General features: G+C 46.6%; 20 protein-coding genes and 2 tRNA genes. 9 read left to right on the forward strand and 13 right to left on the reverse strand.

From position 1 onward, the window contains the following. Positions 1-224 precede the first annotated feature (224 nt). The 6 genes from CAP50_RS01300 to CAP50_RS01325 all read right to left on the reverse strand — a co-directional run bounded on the left by CAP50_RS01300 (position 225) and on the right by CAP50_RS01325 (position 5,707). The gene (locus CAP50_RS01300) at positions 225-1,172 is read right to left on the reverse strand and encodes a ribose-phosphate pyrophosphokinase (protein ID WP_058367921.1); all 948 of its coding nucleotides are present in this window, start codon (positions 1,170-1,172) and stop codon (positions 225-227) included. A gap of 110 nt (positions 1,173-1,282) precedes the next feature. After that, positions 1,283-1,358: transfer RNA gene (locus CAP50_RS01305), tRNA-Gln, on the reverse strand. Between the two features lie 163 nt (positions 1,359-1,521). Then, positions 1,522-1,597: transfer RNA gene (locus CAP50_RS01310), tRNA-Gln, on the reverse strand. Between the two features lie 301 nt (positions 1,598-1,898). Further along, the gene (gene ispE, locus CAP50_RS01315) at positions 1,899-2,855 is read right to left on the reverse strand and encodes a 4-(cytidine 5'-diphospho)-2-C-methyl-D-erythritol kinase (protein WP_100748755.1); all 957 of its coding nucleotides are present in this window, start codon (positions 2,853-2,855) and stop codon (positions 1,899-1,901) included. 104 nt (positions 2,856-2,959) lie between these two features. Continuing rightward, positions 2,960-3,658 carry a lipoprotein insertase outer membrane protein LolB gene (gene lolB / locus CAP50_RS01320; RefSeq protein WP_446737498.1) on the reverse strand — a complete coding sequence of 233 codons (699 nt, stop codon included), beginning with the start codon at positions 3,656-3,658 and terminating at the stop codon, positions 2,960-2,962. A gap of 150 nt (positions 3,659-3,808) precedes the next feature. Next, entirely contained in the window at positions 3,809-5,707 is a 1,899-nt protein-coding gene (locus CAP50_RS01325) for a tetratricopeptide repeat protein (protein ID WP_100748756.1), read from the reverse strand. Positions 5,708-6,271: 564 nt separating this feature from the next. Between CAP50_RS01325 and hemA the strand changes: the two genes are divergently transcribed. From hemA to CAP50_RS01345, 4 genes are all read left to right on the forward strand, one after another. Then, positions 6,272-7,627 carry a glutamyl-tRNA reductase gene (hemA, locus tag CAP50_RS01330; protein WP_100748757.1) on the forward strand — a complete coding sequence of 452 codons (1,356 nt, stop codon included), beginning with the start codon at positions 6,272-6,274 and terminating at the stop codon, positions 7,625-7,627. Between the two features lie 123 nt (positions 7,628-7,750). Beyond that, the gene (locus CAP50_RS01335) at positions 7,751-8,884 is read left to right on the forward strand and encodes an aminotransferase class V-fold PLP-dependent enzyme (protein WP_100748758.1); all 1,134 of its coding nucleotides are present in this window, start codon (positions 7,751-7,753) and stop codon (positions 8,882-8,884) included. 189 nt (positions 8,885-9,073) lie between these two features. Continuing rightward, positions 9,074-9,511, forward strand: a complete 438-nt coding sequence (locus CAP50_RS01340; protein WP_100748759.1) for a YeeE/YedE family protein — start codon at positions 9,074-9,076, stop codon at positions 9,509-9,511. 77 nt (positions 9,512-9,588) lie between these two features. Further along, positions 9,589-10,008, forward strand: coding sequence for a DUF6691 family protein (locus tag CAP50_RS01345; protein WP_172953035.1), 420 nt, complete (start codon positions 9,589-9,591; stop codon positions 10,006-10,008). Between the two features lie 116 nt (positions 10,009-10,124). Here the strand turns inward: CAP50_RS01345 and CAP50_RS01350 are convergent, their stop codons facing one another. Further along, positions 10,125-11,792, reverse strand: coding sequence for an AMP-binding protein (locus CAP50_RS01350; protein ID WP_100748761.1), 1,668 nt, complete (start codon positions 11,790-11,792; stop codon positions 10,125-10,127). Positions 11,793-12,433: 641 nt separating this feature from the next. Here CAP50_RS01350 and CAP50_RS01355 point away from each other — a divergent pair. Beyond that, positions 12,434-14,569 carry an NADPH-dependent 2,4-dienoyl-CoA reductase gene (locus tag CAP50_RS01355; RefSeq protein WP_100748762.1) on the forward strand — a complete coding sequence of 712 codons (2,136 nt, stop codon included), beginning with the start codon at positions 12,434-12,436 and terminating at the stop codon, positions 14,567-14,569. Positions 14,570-14,665: 96 nt separating this feature from the next. Here the strand turns inward: CAP50_RS01355 and CAP50_RS01360 are convergent, their stop codons facing one another. Both CAP50_RS01360 and CAP50_RS01365 read right to left on the reverse strand, forming a co-directional pair. Then, on the reverse strand, positions 14,666-15,565 hold the full coding sequence (locus tag CAP50_RS01360) for a tetratricopeptide repeat protein (protein ID WP_100748763.1): 900 nt from the start codon (positions 15,563-15,565) through the stop codon (positions 14,666-14,668). 38 nt (positions 15,566-15,603) lie between these two features. Further along, the gene (locus tag CAP50_RS01365; protein ID WP_075102233.1) at positions 15,604-16,161 is read right to left on the reverse strand and encodes a hypothetical protein; all 558 of its coding nucleotides are present in this window, start codon (positions 16,159-16,161) and stop codon (positions 15,604-15,606) included. Between the two features lie 265 nt (positions 16,162-16,426). Here CAP50_RS01365 and CAP50_RS12855 point away from each other — a divergent pair, with 265 nt between their 5' ends. Next, positions 16,427-16,669 (forward strand): transposase, encoded by a 243-nt coding sequence (locus tag CAP50_RS12855; RefSeq protein WP_274539904.1) that lies wholly within the window; start codon positions 16,427-16,429, stop codon positions 16,667-16,669. Positions 16,670-17,256: 587 nt separating this feature from the next. Here the strand turns inward: CAP50_RS12855 and CAP50_RS01375 are convergent. From CAP50_RS01375 to CAP50_RS01385, 3 genes are all read right to left on the reverse strand, one after another. Next, entirely contained in the window at positions 17,257-17,709 is a 453-nt protein-coding gene (locus CAP50_RS01375; RefSeq protein ID WP_075102234.1) for a hypothetical protein, read from the reverse strand. A 13-nt stretch (positions 17,710-17,722) separates the two neighbouring features. Next, complete coding sequence (locus CAP50_RS01380) at positions 17,723-18,721, reverse strand: PAAR domain-containing protein (RefSeq protein ID WP_100748764.1); 999 nt, start codon at positions 18,719-18,721, stop codon at positions 17,723-17,725. Positions 18,722-18,941: 220 nt separating this feature from the next. Then, entirely contained in the window at positions 18,942-19,946 is a 1,005-nt protein-coding gene (locus tag CAP50_RS01385) for a lipoate--protein ligase (protein WP_100748765.1), read from the reverse strand. A 187-nt stretch (positions 19,947-20,133) separates the two neighbouring features. On the opposite strand from CAP50_RS01385, the gene CAP50_RS01390 reads away from it, so the two are divergent. Then, a complete protein-coding gene (locus tag CAP50_RS01390) occupies positions 20,134-20,388 on the forward strand; it encodes a DUF4282 domain-containing protein (RefSeq protein WP_100748766.1) in 255 nt (84 codons plus the stop codon). 204 nt (positions 20,389-20,592) lie between these two features. Here the strand turns inward: CAP50_RS01390 and CAP50_RS01395 are convergent, their stop codons facing one another. Continuing rightward, positions 20,593-22,200 (reverse strand): GMC oxidoreductase, encoded by a 1,608-nt coding sequence (locus CAP50_RS01395; RefSeq protein WP_100748767.1) that lies wholly within the window; start codon positions 22,198-22,200, stop codon positions 20,593-20,595. A 315-nt stretch (positions 22,201-22,515) separates the two neighbouring features. Between CAP50_RS01395 and trpB the strand changes: the two genes are divergently transcribed. After that, the gene (trpB, locus tag CAP50_RS01400) at positions 22,516-23,790 is read left to right on the forward strand and encodes a tryptophan synthase subunit beta (RefSeq protein ID WP_100748768.1); all 1,275 of its coding nucleotides are present in this window, start codon (positions 22,516-22,518) and stop codon (positions 23,788-23,790) included. Positions 23,791-23,923: 133 nt separating this feature from the next. After that, positions 23,924-24,826 carry a DMT family transporter gene (locus CAP50_RS01405; protein WP_100748769.1) on the forward strand — a complete coding sequence of 301 codons (903 nt, stop codon included), beginning with the start codon at positions 23,924-23,926 and terminating at the stop codon, positions 24,824-24,826. Positions 24,827-24,848 lie beyond the last annotated feature (22 nt).

The raw sequence follows: 24,848 nt of genomic DNA on the forward strand, positions 1-24,848 counted from the left end.
AACCTATCTGGCAAACGTGATCAGCACTTTTAAAGATGCCAACCATCAAAGATCACACAAACGGTCGGCACAGGCGCGCATTATACGTGGTTTTGTAGCAATAATAAAGACCTACGCAAAATGCGAACACAAAAAACAGCGCCATATCATCAAATATGGCGCTGTTTTTTTATATCAGGTGTGTGTGTAGCTGTATGTGCAAACCGCCACTGACAGATAAGTCGTTAGGCGTCAAACATGGCGCTGATAGACTCTTCGTTATTGATGCGGCGTAAGCTCTCAGCGAGCATCGGTGCGATACTGACTTGGCGGATTTTGCTACAAGATTGAGCAGCAGGAGACAATGGAATGGTATCAGTCACGACCACTTCATCTAGGGCTGACTCAGAGATGTTTTTTAGCGCATTACCCGATAGTACAGGGTGGGTGATGTAAGCCAATACGCGGCGCGCGCCGTTTTCTTTTAATGCTTCAGCGGCTTTGCATAGGGTGCCTGCGGTATCGACCATATCATCAACGATGACGCAGTCACGATCACGCACATCACCGATGATGTGCATTACTTGCGACTCATTGGCACGGGCACGGCGCTTATCGATGATCGCCATGTCGGTGTCGCCCAATTGTTTGGCCATCGCACGAGCACGTACCACACCGCCAACGTCAGGCGATACCACCATGATGTTGTCGTAGTCTTGTTTTTGTAGGTCATTTAACAGGACAGGGGTGCCGTAGATGTTGTCGACAGGGATGTCAAAGAAACCCTGAATCTGATCTGAGTGCAAATCTACGGTCATGACGCGGTCGATACTGACGATATTTAGCATATCGGCGACGACTTTGGCTGAGATAGGGACGCGAGCTGAGCGTGGACGACGGTCCTGACGGGCATAACCAAAATACGGCATGACTGCTGTAATACGGCCCGCACTAGAGCGACGAAGCGCATCCGCCATCATCATGATTTCCATCAAATTGTCGTTGGTCGGTGCACAAGTCGGCTGCATGATAAACACGTCTTTACCGCGCACGTGCTCTTTGATTTCCACGGCAATTTCGCCATCAGAAAAACGCGTGATGTCAGCTTTACCAAGAGGAATGTGTAGGTGGTCGGCGACGGTTTTCGCAAGTTCTGGATGGGCGTTGCCCGTAAAAATTGCCAAATAAGGCATGACTGAAGTCCTATTTATTGACTCAAGCAGCGACCACTAAGCAGTGTCTAACTGCCCAAATAAAGAAAAGAGTGGTGAAAGTAATTATAGACTACTAAGATAGTAAAAAATGGCAGGGGTAGCTGGACTCGAACCAACGGATGTCAGGATCAAAACCTGATGCCTTACCAACTTGGCTATACCCCTGTAATGTCTAGGCAGGACGAGCGCTGAATGCTAACAAAGTATTAGCTAGGCGTCGCTACCTATCAACCGTCTAAGACGGCGTTCCCTAGCGGTGTTCATTGCGAACTATACCGAAATTGGGAAGGTGTTGTCAATTGCTATCACTAGCAATCCAAACTAAAAATGGCAGGGGTAGCTGGACTCGAACCAACGGATGTCAGGATCAAAACCTGATGCCTTACCAACTTGGCTATACCCCTATTGTGGCGACCTATTATAAGTAAATTTTTAGATTTTGCAAGTCATTTGCGCCTTTTTCTAGTATTTATTAAAAAATTTTGCACTCGATTTTTTATATAGTCGATTCTAAATAACACAGATACACTATATTTCAACGTGGAGCGGGTATAAATTTTTCTGACGTGCTGTTGTGATACTCTTTTTAAATACAGTTACGTAGTCTCCATCGGCGTAGCGCGCAAGGAGTATTTATATCAGCCGCCTTAGTGTGTATAGGAAAGCCGCCGCTTTTGGGACGCAGCCTGTACTCTGATAGCGCCATTATAAGTTATCTACCAAGTAAGCAGGACAAGGCGCATTTGCCAGCCATTTTTTTATTAACGCCTTATCGGTAGCAATACTGGCATCCAATGGCAAAAATACCGCACTACCAGAGCCGGTCATCCGTGCTGTGCTGCGTGCTACCGTCTCTAAGACTTGTAAATACTGTAATGCATCATCGACGGCAGGGGCGAGGCCGGTGACGACAGGTGTGAAGACATTGTGATACGGCGCATGTAGAGCTTGTGTATAGTGCGCTGCTTGGCGCTTGATGGTCGGTATGGAGAGGGGGATAATATCACGCTGCAGCGTAGGATGGGTAAACAGCTCAGCGGTGCTGACATGTGCCGTAGGCGTCAAGACCAAATACTGCTGATCTGGTAGCGCTATCGGCGTTAATTGCTCACCAATGCCCTGCGCAATCGCGTCCTGACCAAAGATAAAAATCGGCACATCTGCGCCCACTGTCGTACCGATGTTTATCATTTTATCTTGGGAGAAGTCAAACGCCCATATCTCATTAAGTGCCAGCAGTGTCGTCGCTGCATTAGAGGAGCCACCGCCCAGCCCTGCGCCCATGGGTAAGTGTTTGTCCAGCTCAATCGTCACTGGCGCAAGCTGCTTGGGTAGCTTGTTTGACGCTATGGCCGCGGCCAATAAAGCGCGAGCAGCCTGAAAGATCAGATTGTCCGTGACATGGCTGGTGATGGCTTCTGCGCCTGTCAGCCTTAATAGTCGCTCACATAGCTGATCGATCGCTAAAGTGCTATCGATGTCTACTAGGCCATCTACAAGTGAGAAGTGCAGATAATCGCCCCAATCAAGCAGGCGAAAAACCGTTTGCAGATCATGATAGCCATCAGCGCGCTTGCCAGTGATGTGCAAAAACAAATTGAGCTTGGCAGGTGAGAGACGAGTCATCGTAGAAGCAGATGATGCGGCTATATTTTCAATCATATGTTTTCAGTCATGTTTTTTCATCATAAGGTACAGTCATAAAAAGCTATCTTAATGAGCAACGATAGCTTTTGAAAGGCGATCCGTTATTGATACATGATAGATTAATGATTAATCGTCATGACAACCTTGTTGCCTTGTGGCTGCACTGCGCTGATTTTGGAAGGTCGTTTGTCTGAGCCTTTATAAGTAAAGTTGGCTGTCCATTCACCATTGACCGAGCTTATCAGTCGGTTTTGTGCATCGAGCTTGGGCGCGCTGTCTGAGGGCGCGGGGCGACCAGATATCCAGTAGGGCATTTGCGAGATGGGCGCTTGCCAGCCTGTGGCTTTTTTTAGTAGGGTCTCAGGATCATCAGCGGTCAAAGTACCGGTTTTTTCACTGACCAAGGTGGCCGTCTGACCATCGTATTCGATATTGGTTTTGCCAATACCGAGTGCGCCAATCAGCTCAATGGCAAATCGATCGTCTTGCTGGCCCCATGCATAAAACGCACTGCCACCTTGCGCGCCGCTGCTGTCACTGGCAGGCGTGGTCACACCAATCTTGCCGGTGATATTAAAACGCTCAAGCTTGTTTGGCTGCTCGCTGTTTTGACCTTGTATCATGGTGCCTGATTGATGACTAGCATTGGCAGTCTTTAGAGACTGACAGCCAGAGGTGATGGCAAGGGTAGCCGCCATCGCTGTCAGCAGGATCAGCTTTTGCGATTTAGCTTTAGACTGAAACTTAGATTTGCACTTGGATTTATATTTGGATTTAAACTCGGCAGGGAGCTGAAAAAAAAGGGTGGCAACTGGCATAAAACATCCTCAAAAACAAACAAATTTGCAAAAATAATAATTTTGATTAAAGGCTAGCTTAAGCGTTATTTGTTACTCGCTTATACGCGGCTGTTAGCTTCTTATAAGTGCCTTGTAACCGGTGCCCCGCACCCCGCTTTTGCACAGACTCTAATACAGTTGTATGCGGTCGCTGATATTATGCTGACCAAATGAAAAGCGCTGCTGCAAGTCGGCAAGCAAAGCCTCGACTTTGGCGTTATCGCCCAGGCCTTGATAGGCACGTAGCAACAGCGTGCCTGAGCGTAAGGTCGGAAAGACATCATAAGGCGTCTGTAGATAGTCGATGACTTGCTGATAGCGTTGGTTGGTCAAGGCGTTACTTGCCAATATGTTGAGCGCTTGCAAGTGCAGCTCGTTGTCGTAGCGTGGATCATCATAACGAATCTGGATGATGTCGGTCGCCAAGGCCAAGCCTTGCTCAGAGTTTGGCTCATTGGCCAAGAGCAGCTGGGCGTAACTTAGCTGATAGGCCAGACTGCTCGGATCGAGCGCGCGCAGATGATTGAGCAAGGTGCGTTTGACGATATAGTCGTTTTTATCATCGAGGAGCTGAGCGCGAGCAAACAATAGCATCTCATTGTCAGGGTATTTACGCGCTGCCCGAGTCAACAGCCGTAGCGCTTCATCCGGCTCGTTTTGTTGCCATAAAATATCGGCCTGCATGACATAAGTGTCAGGGGCAAAGACGCTAAATTGTTTGCGTAGTTTTTCTAAAGTGCTGATGGCGGCAGCGACATCGTCATCAAGTAGCTCAAACGCCACCACCTTTCGACGTGCCTCCAATACCAAGTCTTCTTGCATCACTGCATTGAGATAGTGTTTGGCTTGCTCAAAGCGCTGCTGACGCTCAGCACTGATGCCTAGATAGTAATAGGCCCGATCGAGATAGGCCGGAGATTTGGCGAGTATATTTAGCAGCTCATCAGCGCTGCGGTACTCTTCGATATCCAGACTGACCAAGGCGGCAAGCAAGGTAATCTCCGCATCCTCACGAAAATGCTCGTGCGCTTGTAGCAATAATTGCCACGCCTCTTGGCTTTGTTTTAAGTCCAGTAAATAGCGAATCTCGTATAGGTACAGACTCTTGCTATCAGGGTTGCGCAGGCGCGCTTGGCTAAGGTAATTGACCACGGTTTCGGCGGTGACGATTTTGCGTAAGATATCTGCCTTTAGGGTAATAAAAGGCACATAATCAGGCTGGCGTGCCAGCGCACGGTTGATATGTACAATAGCAATCTCAGGCTCATTAAATTGATAGAGCAGGCCTGCCTTTAGTACCGATAAGGATGCATTTTGCTTGCTATCGAGCGGCTGAAGCGCGGCGAGTAGATCGCGTTTGTCAGCATCGGTATTGGGATAGATACCGATTAATATCTCGCTTAAGTCGGCGCGTGGGTCGTAGCGTAAGATGCGGTTTAGCGTCTCGCCTGCCAAGACGTAATCGTGCGCGCGCAGTGCCAAATGCGCGACATAAAACCAAGCAGGCACGTGATCGGGGTTTTGCTCTTGCCATGTTTTGGCAAACTGTAACGAGTCGCTCACACTCTCGTTTTGTAAAGACAAGCTCAGCGCCCGCTCAAAGACAGCGGTGGCATCTTTTTTGAATGATTGCTGTTTATAGATGGCGACGGCGCGTTGTTTGTCATCGCGGTCAGCGGTAAACTCCGCCGCCAAAAGCGCGTACAAGCTTGGCTCGTTTAGCTCAGGCTGCCAGATGCTAGCAGGAGCCAAGCGCTGCACATCGACAGTCTCTGGCAGTCTTTCGCCGGCGCTGGGTGTCGCTGCGCTCGTAAGGGTGCTGGCGCTGTTTTGCTGGTTTTCTGCCTTCGCTGGAATATCGATAGCACTGGCGTGCACAGGGGCAGATAGGCACAGGCAAACAGCCAACGATAGCGTTAGCCGATAGCGTTGGCACAAGCGCTCTATAATGAGGTTTAATAAAGCGCGTAGGCTCAATCGCTCATCAAGTGCTGGCGGTGCCCGAAATAATGACCCAAAAAAAATCATAAATAGCTGTGTTCGCCCGATAGTGACTGCCTAATCCATAGGTAGCGTTTAATAAGGGGTGGTTCGTCAGGTTAAGGTGCGTTTTCAATGATGCAGACTGAGATGAAAACTTAGGGTAACACTCAGATGAAAGCGCCTGTCAAACATTATAAGAGTAGAATGACAAGATAAACAATAGCAGCCGTGTTACTCAACTAGCGCACAAGCACAGATGCAGGGCGTCATGTAATGATATCAGTTATAAAAGTCGCCTAGGTAGTTGATTTGTCGGGCAGGTGCCCAGATACAAGCAAATACTCATCCGAAGTGGGTGAGTGTTAATTAACGCTGGTAATAATGATATAATAGGCGATTTTAAGCTCTTCCTTTTAGCGCTGTCGTCGCAAACGGTATTTTTTGTTTATATATTATATATAGTGAGTTTAGGATAAAAACGATACAGTTCCGTGTTGAAATACAATGTATCTGTTTTATTTAGAGTCGACTATATAAGAATTGGTTTATATAAACAATCAAAACACCGTATGGCTGGCAGGTGAGCGTCATGTTTATGGTCTATCAATAATGAGATTAGTGGTCATTGGGGTCAATCACAAAACCGCACCAGTCGCTCTACGAGAGCGCTTGGCGCTTGTTGGTGACGATGTGAATGTCGCACTCGAGCAGTTAGAGGTCTTTACCGATGGCAGCGTGATCGTCTCGACCTGTAACCGTACCGAGATTTATGCACTGGTACCGCAGCCTGTAGAAAGCGAACCTGCCCAGTCTGCAACCAACGCCGCCACGACCACCAGCACCACTCTATCGGCCGCCGCCATCAGCGCTCATATTATTAAGATAAAAACATGGCTGGCTGAGTTTAAGCAGCTGCCACTGGCCGAGATTGAGCCTCATCTATATGTGCACCGTGATACCCATGCTCTGACGCATTGGCTGCGAGTGGCCGCAGGTTTGGACTCGATGATCTTGGGTGAGCCGCAAATCCTTGGTCAAATCAAGCGCGCCGTCCATTTGGCACAAGACCAAAAAGCCTTGAGTAATCAGCTCGGCTGGATTGTCGATCAAGTCTTTGCCGCGGCCAAACGCGTGCGAAATGAGACCAAGGTGGGCGCGCAAGCGGTGTCGTTGAGCTTTGCTGCGGCCAAACTGGTCACGCAGATATTTGATGATTTGCCCAGTCGGACGCTATTGGTCGTTGCCGCAGGGGAGATGAACCGCTTGGTGGCGACGCATATCGCAGGGCTGGGTGTGGGGCGAGTGATTATTTGTAATCGCAACCCTGAGCGCGCCGAAGCCTTGGCGGCCGAATTGCGCCATCCCAATCGCCGCGTCGAGGTCAGAGCACTCGCGGAGCTGCCGCAAGTGCTGGGCGAGGCCGATATTGTCAGTAGCTGTAGTGGCAGTATGGATGTACTCATTGATAAAACCATGACGCTACAGGCACTCAAGCGCCGTCGTTATCAGCCGATGCTGATGATCGACTTGGCAGTACCGCGCGACATCGACTCGACCATTAGCCGTATCGATGATGTATATCTGTACTCGGTCGATGATTTGCAGCATGTGATCGCAGGCAACATCGAGCAGCGCAGGCAGGCAGCGGTCGATGCCGAGTTGCTGGTCAGTCAGCTGGTCGTTGAGATGGATCGCCGTTTTCAGGTCCGTCAAGTTGGCAAAGACATCCAGCAGTATCGTGCCCGTACTCATGATCAGGTGGACAAGCTGCTACAAGCCTCTATCGCCAAGCTACAGCAAGACAATGCCGATCCCGAAGATATCCTCACCGAGCTGTCACGTCGCCTTACCCAGACGCTGACCCACGCACCATCCAAGCTTATGCGCAAAGCCGCCCGCCAAGGCGATAGTGAGCTGCTAGATTTTGTGGTCTCGGGACTCCAAGACGCCCACCGCCGCCGCTAAATCTCTTACTCGCCCGTTCACTAAACACGGGTTGGTTTTTTGGTAGATTACCCCCTATAATCAATGGGGCGAAAATACAGGTTATACCCATCCAAAAATCCGAAAACGAGCAAGGAGCATCCCATGACTGCCTTACGTCAAGATATTGATCCAAACGGCCTACTAGAATATTCCGTGGTCTATACTGACCGCGCCCTAAACCATATGTCAAAAGCCTTTCAGCAAGTCATGAACGACTTATCTGCTGACCTAAAATCTGTCTATAACGCCGATGCGGTCGCCATCGTTCCTGGCTCTGGTACTTATGGAATGGAGGCTGTGGCGCGCCAGCTGGCCAATGATGAAGACTGCTTGATCATCCGTAACGGCTGGTTTAGTTATCGTTGGACACAAATTTTAGACAAAGGCAAAATCGCCAAGTCATCAACGGTACTGACAGCACACCGCGAAGACGGCGATACGCCAAAGCCGTTTGCTCCTGTCGCGATCGAAGATGCAGTCGCTAAAATTAAAGAAACCAAGCCTGCCATGGTATTTGCCCCGCACGTCGAAACCTCATCAGGTATTATCTTATCAGCAGACTATATCAAGGCATTGGCCGAGGCGGTCCATAGCGTTGGTGGCTTGCTGGTCATTGACTGTATCGCCTCAGGGTGTGTCTGGCTTGATATGAAAGACTTGGGCATCGATGTGCTGATCAGCGCCCCACAAAAAGGCTGGAGCAGCACCCCAGGCGCAGGGCTGGTCATGCTAAGTGAAGCGGCTGTACAAAAAGTAGACAACACCGAGTCGGACAGCTTTAGTATTGATCTAAAACAGTGGCTAAATATCATGCGCGCCTATGAAAACGGCGGCCATGCTTATCATGCGACGATGCCCACTGATAGCTTGCGTCAGTTCCGCGACACCGTCAATGAAGCCAAAAAAATCGGCTTTGATCAGTTATGTGAGGCGCAGTGGGAGCTGGGTAAGCGCATTCGTCACGTGCTCGAAGCCAAAGGGATTGCGAGCGTGGCAGCAGAAGGCTATCAAGCACCAGGCGTGGTCGTCTCTTATACCGACCGTGATGATATGCATAAAGGCGCGGCGTTTGCGGCGGCTGGCGTACAGATCGCCTCTGGTGTACCGCTCAAAGTCGGCGAGCCTGATAGTTTTAAAACCTTCCGCTTAGGTCTGTTTGGTCTGGATAAATTGACTGATATCGACGGAGCTGTGCAGCGCTTTGAAACTGCGCTAGATGAAGTATTGGCCAGTTAATAGCTCGTATTAAACTGAGGGCATGCCCTAATCACCATTTATCTGATTGGGCATCATCCAGATCACATACTGAACCTATAATCATTGGGTTCAGTATTTTTTTACCCTTTTATTATATTTTATTATATAATGTATTTATGTAAAACGAATGTATTTTATTTTTGATAAAAATTGGCTTAGGTAAATATGATGAGTATACAGATAGATTGGCTGGCCTTTACGCCGATATCCTTGGTCGGGGGTCTGCTATTAGGGACATCGACCGTTGTTTTGCTATTGGGTATTGGGCGTATTGCCGGCATCAGCGGTATCGTGTCAAGCGTGCTAAAACCCAAACACATAGAGGTGTGGCAGATACTGTTTATCGCAGGGCTTATTGTCTCGCCTTTACTATATAGTCTGGTGCGACCACTGCCAGATATAGAGATCACCACGTCATTACCCTTGTTGCTCGTTGCTGGGCTATTAGTGGGTTTTGGCACGCGTTTGGGGTCAGGCTGTACCAGTGGCCACGGTATCTGCGGCAACGCGCGCCTGTCAAAACGCTCAATGGCAGCGACGGCGACTTTTATGTTGTTTGGTGTCGTGACTGTGTATGTGGGCAGGCATGTACTCGGTATGTTTTAAAAATGACTTAACGCAGTATAGACGGCTCGTTTTATCTATAACGGCTTGAATAAACAGATGAAGTATGAGGCACAATAATGCTAAAAAATATGATTGGATTACTGGCCGGTTTATTATTCGGCTTGGGACTGCTGATAGCAGGCATGACCGACCCTGCTAAGTTGCAAGGGTTTTTGGATGTCTTTGGCGCGTGGGATATCTCCTTGGCCTTGGTGATGGGTGGGGGGCTGCTAGTGGCGATCATCGGTGTACAGTTGGCCAAGCGGCAAAAAACCAGCTGGGCGGGCACCTTTATCTTATTGCCAAGTAAGACTGTGATTGACAAAAAGCTGCTAATGGGCGCGATGATGTTTGGTATCGGTTGGGGGCTTGTGGGTATCTGTCCAGGCCCAAGCATTGTGCTACTGGGGACAGGGCACTGGCAAGCGTATGTATTTGCCGCTGCTATGCTAGCAGGTATGCTCATCTATCAGTGGGTGGAGCCAAAGCTTGATTGAGCGCTGGTGACTTAAGTGACAATACCCATATATCAAAACTTATGCATCAAAAAGGTCAGCCTAACGATAGTCGTTAGGCTGACCTTTTTACAGTACTGATATAAAACGATTAATGGCTATGCTTTGGCACTGGCGGTGACTTTGGGTGTTTCGTGTGCCAGTGATTTGGCCGCTTGGCGCAGCTCGTATTTTTGTACTTTGCCCGTGCTGGTTTTAGGTATTTCAGCAAAGATAATGTACTTGGGCACTTTAAAGCCTGCCAAGTACTGCTTGCAGTGCTCCATCACATGGTCGCGCTGTAAGGTGCTACCAGCATGAATCTCGATAAAGGCCACGGGCACTTCGCCCCATTTGTCGTGCGGTGCGGCGACGACGGCGCAGCTTTGGATCTCAGGCATTTTGTATAAGACGTTTTCGACCTCGATACTTGAGATATTCTCGCCGCCTGAGATGATGATGTCTTTTAGCCTATCCATAATCTTGATATAGCCATCAGGGTATTTGACCCCCAAGTCACCGGTGCGGAACCAACCATCAGCAAAGGCTTCTTCGGTCGCTTTTCGGCTTTTTAGGTAACCTTTCATCACCATATTGCCGCGCAGGGCCAGCTCGCCCATCTCTTCCCCATCAGCGGCGACTGGCTCCGTGGTGCCTTGTTTAAACAGCTCAAAACCCGTCATCAGATGCGAGGTCACGCCTTGACGTGATTTTTTCTGGGCGCGGCCAGCGACATCCAGCGTCTCCCACTCGTCTTGCTCAGCGCAGATGGTGACTGGCCCATAGACTTCGGTGAGACCGTAGACGTGCGAGATATGAAAGCCCATCGCTTCCATCGCTGCCAGCATGGTCTCAGAGGGCGGCGCACCAGCGACCCAGCCTTTGACTTCATGAGTAATGGCTGCTTTATATTCAGCCTTGCCACCTGCGATCATGTTGTGCACCACAGGCGCTGAGCAGTAATGCGTCACTTGGTGCTTGGCAATCAGCTGCAAAATCAAATCTGCATCAATCTTGCGCAGGCAGACGTTGACACCGGCGCGCTCGGCGATGGTCCAAGGAAAGCACCAGCCGTTGCAGTGAAATAGGGGCAGTGTCCATAGATACATCGGGTGTTTGGGCATGTCCCAATCTAGAATATTGGAAACAGCGTTAAGCGTGGCACCGCGGTGGTGATAGACCACGCCTTTTGGTTTGCCCGTGGTGCCCGAGGTGTAGTTAAGGGCGATGGCATCCCACTCATCCGTTGGACGTTCCCAGTTGTCTAGGTTGTCTGAGCTGGCGATGAGCTCTTCGTAGCTCATTTGACCAAAACGCTCAATATCGATCGCGGCATCTGTCGCATGAATGACGATAAGATTGGGAAAGGCCTCATCAATAATCTCGGCATGCTCAGCAAACTCACTGTCCAAGATCAATACTTTGGCTTCTGAATGCTGCAAACAAAAGCTAAGCGCATTGATATCGAGACGGGTATTAAGGGTACAAAGCACACCGCCTGACATCGGCACCCCAAAGGCGCATTCGACCATCGCTGGGGTGTTTGGCATCATCACCGCGACGGTATCATTCTTATCGATACCCAGTTTGCGCAGACCATCAGCCAGCTGACGACAGCGATCATAAGTCTGTTGCCAGCTCTGGGTGAGGTTGTTGTGCGTCAGATCGTCGTAGATAATGGCGGTTTTGTCAGGGTAGACCTGCGCGCTACGGATGATGAAGTCGATAGGAGTGAGCGGTTGGTGATTGGCAGGCGTTTTGCCAAGACCGGTATGAAAGTCTGTCATTAGGATAGTCCTTTATCGTATTTCTATAATGCGATGGTGCAAGGGATGAGCGAAGCGGCTGCTACGTCAGCTCAACCTAAAGTCAGCTCAAAATAACACAGCGACGCCAATATCATCGAATTATTGGCAAAACGCGACTCACGTGCGGTGCATTGGTCATCAGAGTTATTGGCTCAAAGCCTGCGCAAAACTGATCGCAGTCGCATGGTGGCAGCTGTAACGTCACTCAACGACAACGCTTGTCACTGAACGGCGGCTGTCAGTAAACTGCCTAGCGTATCACTGAATGGCCCGCTAAGTAGAGTGAGTTTTGCGTCACAGGCGACAGGCTTTTTGTCTGGTTGCTTGACCGACTGTTTGGCTGAGTAAAAAGCAGCGCCCCGCTATTATAGCCAATCGTACGAAAAATGGGGCAGGTTTTATGGCAGATATTCAAACAAATGTCAAAAACCGTATTGTCCATCTATCGCGGCAATATATTGCCCACTCATCAGTCGCTTGTCCGCGTAGCTGATAATAATAGCGGTGTGTTAGGATATCAGCAATGCTCAATCCCGCAGCCCAGCTGATATAAAAGCGAAACTTTTGCACGCTCAGCCAGCTTAAAAGTAGTCTCACAAACCATTCATAAGGAAAATGATATGACAGCCAGCCGCACTGCCAAAACCATAGAAACTGCTCGCGCAAACGACCACTATCCACATCTATTCGAGCCATTAGATTTAGGCTTTACCACCTTAAAAAACCGTCTGGTCATGGGCTCGATGCACACCGGCCTTGAAGACCGTTTTTATAATTATGGCAAGCTGGCGGCTTATTTTGCAGAGCGCGCAAAGGGCGGCGTGGCGATGATGATCACAGGCGGTATCTCGCCCAATCGCGAAGGTTGGCTGCTACCCGCTGGCGGCACCATGAATAGCAAAATGGACGTCATCAACCATCAGCGCGTCACTCGTGCGGTACATAAGTTTGATAGCAAAATTATCATGCAAATCTTGCACAGTGGCCGCTACGGTTATCATCCATTTATCGTCTCATCAAGCCCCATCAAATCACCCATCACGCCGTTTAAACCGCGCAAGATGAGTGTCAAAAACATCGAACAAACCGTCGAGGACTATGCACGCTGCGCCAAGCTTGCCAAGCAAGCAGGCTATGATGGTGTTGAGATTATGGGCTCAGAGGGCTACTTGCTCAACCAGTTTTTATCTCGTCATGTTAATAAACGCAGCGATCAATACGGCGGTGATATCAATGGCCGTATGAAGTTTGCTGTCGATGTGGTCAAAGCCGTTCGTGCGGCGGTGGGTGAAGACTTTATCATTCTGTTCCGTTTGTCAGTGATTGACTTGGTCAAAGACGGCAACGTCATGGACGAGGTCATCACAGTCGCCAAGGCACTAGAAGAAGCGGGCGTCACCATTATGAATACCGGTATTGGCTGGCATGAAGCACGCGTCCCGACTATCGTCACCAGCGTGCCGCGCGCCGCTTTTGTCGATTTCACCGCTGAGATTAAAAAACATATTAGTATCCCAATGATGGCAGCCAACCGTATCAACATGCCAGAGACGGCAGAGGATATCGTCGCCAGTGGTCAGGCGGATATGATTCAGATGGCGCGTCCGTTCTTAGCCGATGCGCACTGGGTTAATAAAGCCAAAAACGGTCAGACCGACCGCATCAATACTTGTATCGCTTGTAACCAAGCCTGTCTCGACCATACGTTCGAGAATAAACGCTCGACTTGTCTGGTCAATCCGCAAGCCTGCTATGAGACGGAATTGGTTTATAAGAAAACCAAGAATCCGAAAAAAGTCGCAGTCATCGGTGGCGGTGTCGCTGGTATGTCAGCGGCTCATGTCGCGGCATTGCGTGGGCATGACGTGACATTGTTTGAAGCCAAAGACGTCTTGGGCGGTCAGTTTAACTATGCCAAAGTCATCCCTGGTAAAGAAGAGTTCTTTGAGACCATTCGCTACTATATCAATGAGCTTGAGCACTTAGGCGTTGAGATTAAACTCAATACCAAAGTTGATAAAGACATGCTTGAGAAAGCCAAGTTCCATCATGTTATTGTCGCGACAGGCGTAGTCCCAAGAAGCCTTGAAGGCAAGCTAGAAGGTGCTGAGCTGCCACAAGTCATCAGCTATGCTGAGCTGCTATCGGGCGAAAAATCAGTTGGCGAGACGGTCGCAGTCATAGGCGCAGGCGGTATTGGCTTTGATGTCAGTGAATATCTGACGGCCAACCACGGTCAATCACTTGATGAAATCGGCCCTGACGCGCTAAAAGATCCAAGCTACCGCACCACGCCGCAGTCTATCAGCGAGTGGCGCGCAGAGTGGGGCGTGACCTCTGATACGAGTTACCAAACGGAGGGTGGCTTGATTAAGCCTGAAGCCATTAAGCCGGTTCGCCAAGTGTACTTGATGCAGCGCACTAAAGGCCGTCTGGGTAGCGGACTCAATAAAACCTCTGGCTGGGTGCATCGCGCCCATATCAAGTCACACGGCGTCATCCAAGTCGCAGGCGTACAGTATGACAAAATCACCAACGAGGGCATTTGGGTGACCAATGCCCAAGGTCAAAGTCAGCTGCTGCGTGTCGATAGCGTGGTGGTCTGTGCCGGTCAAGAGTCGGTCGTAGAGTTGATGCCAAATGTCGGCGATGCGCCAGACGCGCAGTATCATTTGATTGGCGGTGCAAAGCTCGCCGCTGAACTAGATGCCAAACGTGCGATTCGTGATGGCGCTGAGGTTGCGGCGAGTATTTAAAAGTTTAATTTTTGAATTAAAGTTTTAAATTGAAAGGACGGTAGGGGAGGGATCTCCTGCCGTTTTTTACTTCGTAAACTGTGACCCTTTTTAATTCTATAGGGGTTCTTCGATATCACCTAATGTGAGTCCCGTTTCTTGTGTGCTATAAATAACGATACCTTCATCGTCGATTTTACCATTCATAACCAATCTACCGATTCGATTACTGGCTTGTTGATTGCCTTGATCGGCGGCCTTTTGATACCACTCAAAAGCTTTATCATAATCTTGCGGCACACCATAACCGTTCTCATAAAGACCACCGATGTTAAGTTGTGCTAAATCTAACCCTTGATCAGCGGCTTTGGTATAGCACTCTAAAGCCTTGTCATAGTCTTGCGGTACGCCGTAGCCGTTTTCATAAAGAGTGCCAAGATTATTTTGGGCATCAAAGTCTCCATTGTCAGCTGCCAATGCATACCATTCAAAAGCTTTATCATAATCTTGCGGTACACTATAACCGTTCTCATAGAGACCACCCATATTAAGTTGTGCTACACCTACCCCTTGATCAGCAGCTTTTTTGTACCATTCAAGGGCTTTATCATAGTTCTGATCTACGCCCTTGCCAAAATAGTACAGTGAGCCTATATTATTTTGAGCCTTAAAGTCTCCATTATCAGCTGCTAACAAATACCGTTGCATTGCTTTTTCATAGTTTTGAGCAACGCCTACTCCATTTTCGTACATAACACCAAGATTAAATTGAGCATCAGAGTACTTTTGGTTAGCCGCTTCTTGAAACAGTTCAAAAGCTTTGTCATAGCTCTGAGGGACTGAGTCACCCTCAAAATAGGCAAGGCCAAGCTCGTATATTTCAGCAGGGGTGCTTTGATTAGATAATATAGGTGTGTTTGAAGACTCTGCTAAACAAGCAGAAGTTATTAAGCTACTGGATAGCACTGTCGCTAGCAATATAGATTGGGCTAAGTTATAAATTTTCTGTTGATACATTATAATTCCTTCGGAGAAATTTTTTTATCTATTATTTATTATCTGGCATTAGTATGACTATACTGTGGCTCATTTAAGTCATAACAAGGTAAGCTGTAATCGTACTTAAGCTCCACCAAAGTACGTGCTTTAAATAAATCAATAAGATAATCATTTTGCATGTCGGTCATATACATAAAAATGGTAGCTTTATCCTTACATAGAATATGGACACGTTTGGCTGTTTGATCAGATCTACTTGAGGTATTAGCTATATAATCGTTTTTGTCAATTTTATCAGTCATATCTACCCAGCCTTCTTTGAGAAGAAAGCCATGTAAATGTAACAGTCTATTCTTGTCAAACTCGGGGCTTGCATATCTGGATGTGTACCATACATCCCTATTAGAATGACTATTATCGCTTACTTTGAAGCTCATAAAATTAGCAATTTTATTAAGTTCGGATATGAGCCAGCTTTCTTTCTCAACCAATTCTTGTTGGTATATTTCAAGCTCTTTATTTGGTTCTAAGTCTACAGTCCATATAAATAAAATAATAACGAAAGCAATAAGTAAAATGTCGGATAATTTATATTGTTTGCCTCTTATTTTCACTGATTATTTTCCTACATACTCAATAATATTTTTCAAAACTAGGTTGTTTAATCTGTTCTAAATATTTCAAGTAGTTCACTAATTGCTCTCTATATTTCTCATTCGATTTAAATTTTGGAGATTCAACCCACTTGTTACGATTATGAATAATGGATTCTAAGGTAAAGTCCTGATAACCAGACTCCGCTTCACAACAAGGACATATTCCAAAGCTTGGTCACAAATGTGTCATCATCATGGACATGAGCGAGGATAAAGCAAAGCACTGCTTTGCCCGAGTGCAAGGGGAGAGCTATGCTCGAGTACCAGACTTCATAAGAACAAACGTATCAAAAAGCTATTAAACCGACATGGTCATCGTATTCTTTGGCTACCGCCTTACAGCCCTGATCTAAACCCTATTGAGAAGAAGTGGGCTGAAGTAAAAACGCTCAGGCAAGGCTGGGGTAAGAATAATCTAAATCATTTATTCAGCAATGTCTGCTGTTACAACTTTAAGTTGGATTGACTATATAGTTAACTCACTTTAAGACCGATACAGTACAGCTGGTATGAATTTTGCGCAGCATCTGTCAGCGTAGACACAGCAAGCAAGGAAAATTTATACCAGTTGCCCGTTCATATGAGCGCATCGATTTTATTTCGAACTGACTATATATCGATTGTCTTAGAGTTAGATATTTTTAATATGATAAGTTAATCTCCAGTCATCCACTGCTTCATCTGTTAGTTCTCTACCTGTGTCAACGTACTGTAAGGGGTTGAATCTAGTTGACATATCTGTATGATTGATAGTTTTGATATGTGGACTTGTTTAAAAACTAAAGACTATTAAAAAAATATAAATTAGAAAAAATGACTATAATACTCTTTTTTAGTGCGATCACTTATTTCCAGATTTTTTAGGTTGCGTGATTTATAGTTTTGATAATTATACTCGGATTCAGAAAATATTTTAACAGGGGTGGTGTCTATTATGTTCGATTACTTATTGATTTTTTATCAGTGATTTTTAACGCAATATATACTGATTTTTTTTGTTAAGATATTAACATGGATGGGGTTATAAAATTTCGTGATAGGTGTTTTGTTAAATTATTGATAGTTATTACAGTCGATATTTGAGGAGTATTCAGCTCTTTTGATATCTATAGCATTATCGCCACTCATCCAGTTTCTTTTATTTTTCAGTATTTTCTTACCATTCAAATAATTTTCAAATTCTATAGAACTCTCTGTTTCGAAAATATTTCCGTCACACACATTGATAAAGAAATAAATTATTCCATCGCCTATCGACGTTTTAAAATTCGTGGTTGAGCCATAAACATAAGGGTTTTGTACATACCAGCTATCAACAGCTGTTACTTTGCCTGCTATTTTTTCACCCTTGTAAGTCAATTGGTAATTTTCGCTAGAGATATATTTCAGTTTTAACTTACCTAGGATTGGCGGTTGATATATCTTATGATTAAGAAGTGATAATACTGTTATAGTTAACAGAGTAATGAATAATAAAACTAAGAGGTTTTTATGTTTTTTAAACAACTTTTATCCTTACCTATTTTTTAATAGTTATGTTTATATAGTTCGACCAACTCCCTGTGATTTTATAGGGCGTACCGTTCGGATCCCAGCTTCCTGGTATCCAGTCAAATGTATCGTAAGGATCTTTAAATTTATCTTTGAAGAAGTAGTTGATTTTTCCAGAGATTCTAATATCACTTACAGAGTTTTTATTTATTATACCTTCGAATTTACCAGCTATTACGCCACTACCATAAGCCCATATCCCAATTTCTTTACCAACATTGTAAGAGTTTTCAAAAGTGTAGTCTTTATCATTTATTTTGAATTTTCTAACTAATTGATGAATAAATCGACTTTGTATTGATCCATCTTGTTTGAATGCTCCTTTTCTAACAACTGCTTTTTTCAATAACTCTAGGGAACCTAGATTTTCTAGTGTTAAGGGTTGACCTTGACCATGTAGATAGTGGTTAAACATCTCTTCATTACCAACATAGTTTTTAGGCTTATCGGTTGATAATAAGGGGTGTGCTTTGTTGGTATAGTGTTTGCCAGTGTTGTACTCATCTAACAATCTACGAGTTTCTAAAGGTGATTTTCCTTGCTCTTGGCTCCATAGTCCGAGAGAAAAGGCACCTTTAATCCAATCTTTTTTACCTCCTATACCAAATGCACCATTGTCTTGTACAAAGTTATTGCTTAACTCACTATCAGGCTCCGAATTTGCAAACACCAAAGGCTCTGCCTGCTCAACTCCCATCACATCAAAATCCGACTCCGCAAATGACTGCTGAATCGCAATCAGCTTAGCGCCGCAGCTTGTCACATCGCCGCCGCGAGCAATAGGTGCGCCATCGACAATAAACGACGGGTCACCACTAACAATAGTAGTGACCTTTTTACATTTTTTACAGATGACTTTATCGCCTTTACGCGCGACAGAGATACCGTTGTGAGTGGTGTGCGGTGAGCCGGAGATGACCATCCCACCGTGAGAGGTCTTTGCGCCGACGGTGATATAGGCTGCCATAGTGCTACCTTGCTTAAACGTTTAAAGTTTGGACTTTTATAGCGGATCTATTATGTGCATCACATTATAGAGGGCTATGACGCTAAATATCAAACTTAAGTTTATTTAAAGGTGTAGGCTATATATCAATCTCAGTCGGCGTAAAGTATAGATGCTTTTGAGTAATTGGCTGCAAAAGGAAGTTGAGTCTATGCATTCATTACAGATATCAAGCAAAAACCTAACCTTCCATCTCACTAGTCAGCCACTTAGACACGTCATCAATTTGCGCTGCCAAATCAGCATGAGCCTTACCTAATTCAGCAAGCTTGGCATTAATCTCATGTTTGTCATATTTGATATCAGTCAATGTCTCTTTTAATAGATCAATTAATTCAACGTTTAGCGCATCAGAGAAGATAACCACATCGCGTATCACTGCTTGCTTCACATCAAGGTGCAAATCAATAATGCCCCAATCAAATCGCGTCTCTATGTGATGAGTAAATTCAGGCGTCTTGCCAAAGCGCCAATCCCAATCCGCCATTTGCTGATAATATTTGTTTAATGTCGGCTGCTTAGCGAGACTGGCTTCATCCAATTCTTCTACTGGCGCGGTATCATTATAATATTCATAAAACGCTTCGATAATCGCATCAGATAAAATCTCATGATTGATATTCTCATTAAACTCAACCAAGTTTGCCACGCGCGCACGAACCGATTTAATGCCTTTAGCTTTGAGTTTAAGCGGATGGGGGTTGAGGTAGTCGCCGAGCTTTTGCATGTTGGCATTGACGAGTAACGTACCATGATGAAAGCTGCGATCGGCGGCATGTTTAAAGGCGCTGCCGGATATTTTCTTATCACCAACTTGCATGTCGTTGCGCCCAGATAAATCTGCCTCTATACCCAACTTTTTTAGCGCATTGATGATAATGGTAAAGTTCGCTTCTTGATCGTAGTCATCTTTGGGCGATAAAAAGGTAAAGTTGGTATTGCCCAAATCATGAAACACCGCGCCGCCGCCACTCTGTCGCCGCGCCAAAAACACCTCGTCGGCTTCCATCTTATCGATTTTGCATTCCACCCACGGATTTTGCGAGCGGCCAATGACCACGGTCTCGCTATTGCGCCATAGGAATAATGTGTGCGAGTCTGCGTCGAGGGTATTAAATATCCAATCTTCGGTGGCGAGGTTAAACCACGGGTTGGTCACGGCGGATTTTAGGATGCGTAGTTTCATTTTTTGTCCTTTTTCAATTATTTAAAAGCAGTATGAAAATTAATCACGATTAAAGTGAACTTATGTCTATAATTAGATTGTTTTGTTAATCTACATAGGTATAATGTTGCTACAATATTACACTTAATATTAAGCTTTATTTTGTCATTAGCTTTAACAATCCGCATTCCATTTAGGACATTAGACCATGAATTCGTTATTATCATTTGATTCTTTCATTACACCCAGAGTTATCACTATTATATATTGGCTATCGCTATTTGCCGTTTTTGTTGGCGGAATTAGTGTGATGTTCTCAGGTATGGGTGCGGCAGGATTTTTTGCAGGGTTAATGGTTATGGTGTTTGGTGCAATCTCTGTCAGAGTGTATTGCGAGCTTATTATGGTTATATTCCGCAATAATAAATACTTAAAGACAATCAGTGAGAAAAGTCAACTGTAAGTAAGCGCTTGAAAAAAAGTGTTCGGTCTTAACAAGCTGTGCCTAAGTAGGTTAGCGCATATGTAGCCCACCGTTTAAGACCAAACATGATTTTTGATATAGTCATAGCAGTTTTATCTTAATTCATAATAGGCATAAATATATTTATAAAGAAATGCTACCAAGAGGTTTTTCCACCTAAGAAAATTCTAAAACTCTAACACCCTACCCAAAATCTTCTTTTAAAACCCTCGCCATATTCCGCTCAGCAAGCCCAGTGATAAATACATACGGATTGACCCCCGCGCTACCGGGGATGAGCGCGCCGTCTTGCACGTAGATATTCTTATGCCCTTTGACGCGGCCTACGTCATCAGTCGCCAAGCCGAGCACACAGCCGCCTAGCGGGTGATAGCAAAAGTCATCACCGAAGCCTTTGGTAAACAGTAAGCTTGAAGTCGAGCCGCCATTTACTTTGGCGAGTTTGTCGATCAGCTCTTTAGCAGCGTTCACCGAATACTCGTTTTGCTCGCGTTTCCAGTTGAGTTTCACGGTTCTGCTGGCTTTGTCATAGTAGTAATTGCCGCGCTCTGGATTGTCCGTAATGGCAAGATACAGCGTCGTCCACGTCTCAAGTCCGAGTGGTAGGGGCGCAAGCTCAGCAAAGATTTTATACTTAGAGCCGTCTCTGTCGCCGTCCCACATATTGATGCCCTTGACCGGAATGGTCGATTGGGTAGTGCCCGCGGCATGGACGAAATTGCGCCCCGTCATGATGTTGCCATTAGGGCCCCAATGCTGGCCAATGTATTTGTTTAGGTTATTCAGCTTGCCTTCGGCTTGGCTTTTGAGCAGTAGCTCTGAGGTGCCGGTACTACCAGCGTTGAGGAATAGTTTGTCGCAAGTGTAATGCTCGATACTAGCGATGTTATCGATGCCGCCTGTGGTATTAAGGACGTGAACTTCTAATCTGAGTTGCTCATTATCGAGCGCTTGGATGCTATTGACTTTGCGTAGGGTTTTTACCGTGACATTGCCCGTGGCTTCGGCGTCTTTTAGGTAGGTTAAGTCAAGTGAAAACTTGCCAGCGTTATTGCCATAAATGACTTCACCGCCGAGTGCTGAGGCATAGACTTCGCCACGCGCTTCCTTTTGCATGTAATCAAAGTCATAGCTGTTGCCAAAAAACTCGGTTTTCAGTCCTGCCCTCGACGCTTGGCGTTCCGCGGCGCGGGTGAATTCGTAATGCTTGGACTCATTAAAAAACGATTCGGGGATGTTGCTGACTTTCAGGTTTTTCATAGCACGGGGAAAATAAGTATCGTACATCTCGTCACTATCTATCCACGGAAAGACGGTTTCAAAATGCGTGCGTCTGGGCTGGATAGCAATCGCGCCATTGACGATAGAGCCGCCGCCATAAGCGCGTCCGGCGAATACTTTCATCTCATCATATTCGATGAGATCGAGCACACCTGGATATTTCTTAATAGGAATGGGAATCGGAATAGGAGCGTTTGGCATATTGCTAAACCAGCTTGAGCGTTTATCGGCGCTGATCATTTTGCAAAAGGTATCGTGCTCAGGCGTTCTGTCCCAGCGCATGCCCATCTCAAGTATCAGTACTTTATGCCCTTGCTCGCTCAAGCGCAGTGCCGATACCGCGCCGCCGTAGCCACTACCGACGATGATGTTAGGAAAGTGACCCGCTTGGGTGACAGTCGTAGGCAGTTTTGGCTGCTTGGCGAGAGTTTGGCAACCGCTGATGGCTGCAGAGGTGCTGACGGCTCCCAGCCCTAAGCCCATGGCTTTGATAAGTTGACGACGCTGCATAAGCTTCCTGATGGTCTGATTTATCTAATGAACGAGAGTCTAGCAATATTATCTTACTTTATTATTTCTTGGCGACAGTTTGTGCGATGTCTGCCGTCTCAGTGACGTATCGTGCATAAAAAACGGTGCATGACGCGAGGAAGGGGCAGTCAAATATACGATGCGACTTGACCTAGATGAAAAGTTGGCTTAAAATTTGTTTCAATGTACTAGAACAAAGATACAACTAAATTTGTTAACCAAGTTTGTTACAGTCAAATCTGTTTTTAATGAGCAAAATCACGGCGTCATATTTAATAGATATAAGGGTTTACGATGACAACAGAAAACACCGCCAGCAGCCATACCACACAAAACCATAATACAAAAAACGTAACAGACAGCTACGGTCTGCACCAATCAATCTTGCCGAGTAATGACGGGCTGTATGGCGAGTTCGGCGGCAAAATCGCTCATCCTCAGCTGGCTCAAGCCATGAGTGAGATCGAAGCGGGGTTTCGCAACATCATCAAAGACGATGACTTTATCACTGAGATGCAGCGCTTGCGTGAGACGTATGTGGGCAGACCAAGTCCGATATTTCATGCTAGGCGACTAAGCGCACACTGCGGCGGCGCGCAGATTTATTTTAAGCGTGAAGACCTTAATCATACGGGCGCGCACAAGATCAACCACTGCCTAGGTGAAGTCTTACTCGCCAAAAAACTGGGCAAAACCAAAGTCATCGCCGAGACGGGCGCAGGCCAGCATGGGGTAGCACTTGCCACGGCCGCAGCGCTGATGGGCGTGGAGTGCGAGATACACATGGGTGTGGTCGATATCAAAAAGGAACATCCAAACGTCAGCCGTATGCGAATCTTGGGTGCCAATATCGTGCCTGTCTCGCATGGGGCGGGGACGCTAAAAGAAGCGGTCGACAGTGCTTTTGAGACGTATCTCAATGAGCTGGACACCAGTATGTTTGCCATTGGTTCGGCGCTCGGGCCTGCGCCATATCCAGAGATCGTCAGCTACTTTCAGTCAGTGATTGGCCGTGAGGCACGCGTACAGTTTTTGGACGCTACTGGAAAACTGCCTGACAAAGTGATCGCTTGTGTCGGCGGCGGCTCCAATGCCATTGGTCTTTTTAGCGGGTTTTTGGGTGATGACAGCGTAGAAAAAATAGGGGTCGAGCCTGCTGGTGAGGGGTTGGAGACGGCCAATCATGCCGCCACCATGACACTTGGAGTCAAAGGCGAGATTCATGGGTTTAAATGCTACGTGCTACTCGATAAAGACGGCGAGCCTGCGTCTGTGCATTCGATCGCCTCTGGTCTGGACTACCCAGGTGTCGGCCCGCAGCACTCACTCTTGAAGGATAACAATCTGGCCACTTATGAGTCGGCGACAGATGCAGAGTGCCTAGAGGCATTTATGGCGCTATCGCGGCTTGAAGGCATCATACCTGCTCTAGAGACTGCACACGCCATCGCCTATGCGATGCGTGCGGCCAAAGACATGTCGCCTGATGAGACGATTTTGGTTAATTTATCAGGCCGCGGTGACAAAGATATTGATTTTGTCTTAGACAAAGTGGATTTGTCAAAATAGCAATCAGATGTCGATACTTAATCGCTACTTACGCTATGTTCAATGCGTCCTAAGCTGTTATCATTGCCATGTTTTATCACATGGCATTTTTTATGACTGCTAAGGCAGTCTCAGCGCTAACTAGGACGAACTCATGAGCAAACGCGATCTCATTATTTTTATCACGCTGTCGTTTATGTGGTCGCTGTCGTTTGTGTTTTATCGTATTGGCGTGCCTGAGTTTGGCTCATTAGCGTTTGCCAGTCTGCGGGTGATATTTGCTGGACTGGTGATGCTGGTGTTTGTCATGGTCAATAAGAAAAACCGTGACGGTCTGCGCGATCATTGGCAGCTGCTGGCACTCGTCGGTATCTTTTCTGCGGCACTGCCCTTTATGCTATTTTCTTTTTCAGCACAGTCGGTCAATGCAGGAGTGTTGGCGGTGCTCAATGCCTCTGTGCCAATGATGAGCGGCTTTATCGCCAGTACTTTTTTTAAAGACCGGCTGTCCAAAAGACAAGTGCTGGGCTTAGTAATCGGCGTAATCGGAGTCGCTATTTTGATGAGCGAAAGCTTGTTTGCTGGCGGTGTCTCAGAGGCCGGATTGGCTAACGGTTTGTTGCCGATGGGCTATGCGCTACTTGCCTGCGTCGGCTATGCAGTCGGAGCCAATATCACCCGTCATTATTTATATAATGTCTCACCCGTGGCCATCACTGCAGGCTCGCTGATCATCGCCAGTATTTTGATGCTGCCTGTGGCCTTTTATGCTTTTCCTTATGATCAGAGCATCAGCGCCAAGGCGTGGGTGTCGGTGGTTTGTATAGGTGTCTTTTCTACAGCGATTGCCCTCATCTTTATGAACCAATTGATCAAAAATATCGGACCGACGCGGGCGACGAGCATCACTTTGGTGATTCCGATTTTTGCCATTATCTTGGGCTATGTGCTGCTGAGCGAGGCGCTAGATACCCGCGCCATCATTGGCTCGGTGGTGATATTAATCGGTACCTATCTGTCGCTTGAGCTGTCGGTTAAAAAACTGCTGAAATCCTAAAGTCGCGCAGGCCATCTCATCG

It is taken from the genome of Psychrobacter sp. L7 (genome assembly GCF_002810365.1).
Taxonomy (GTDB): Bacteria; Pseudomonadota; Gammaproteobacteria; order Pseudomonadales; family Moraxellaceae; genus Psychrobacter; species Psychrobacter celer.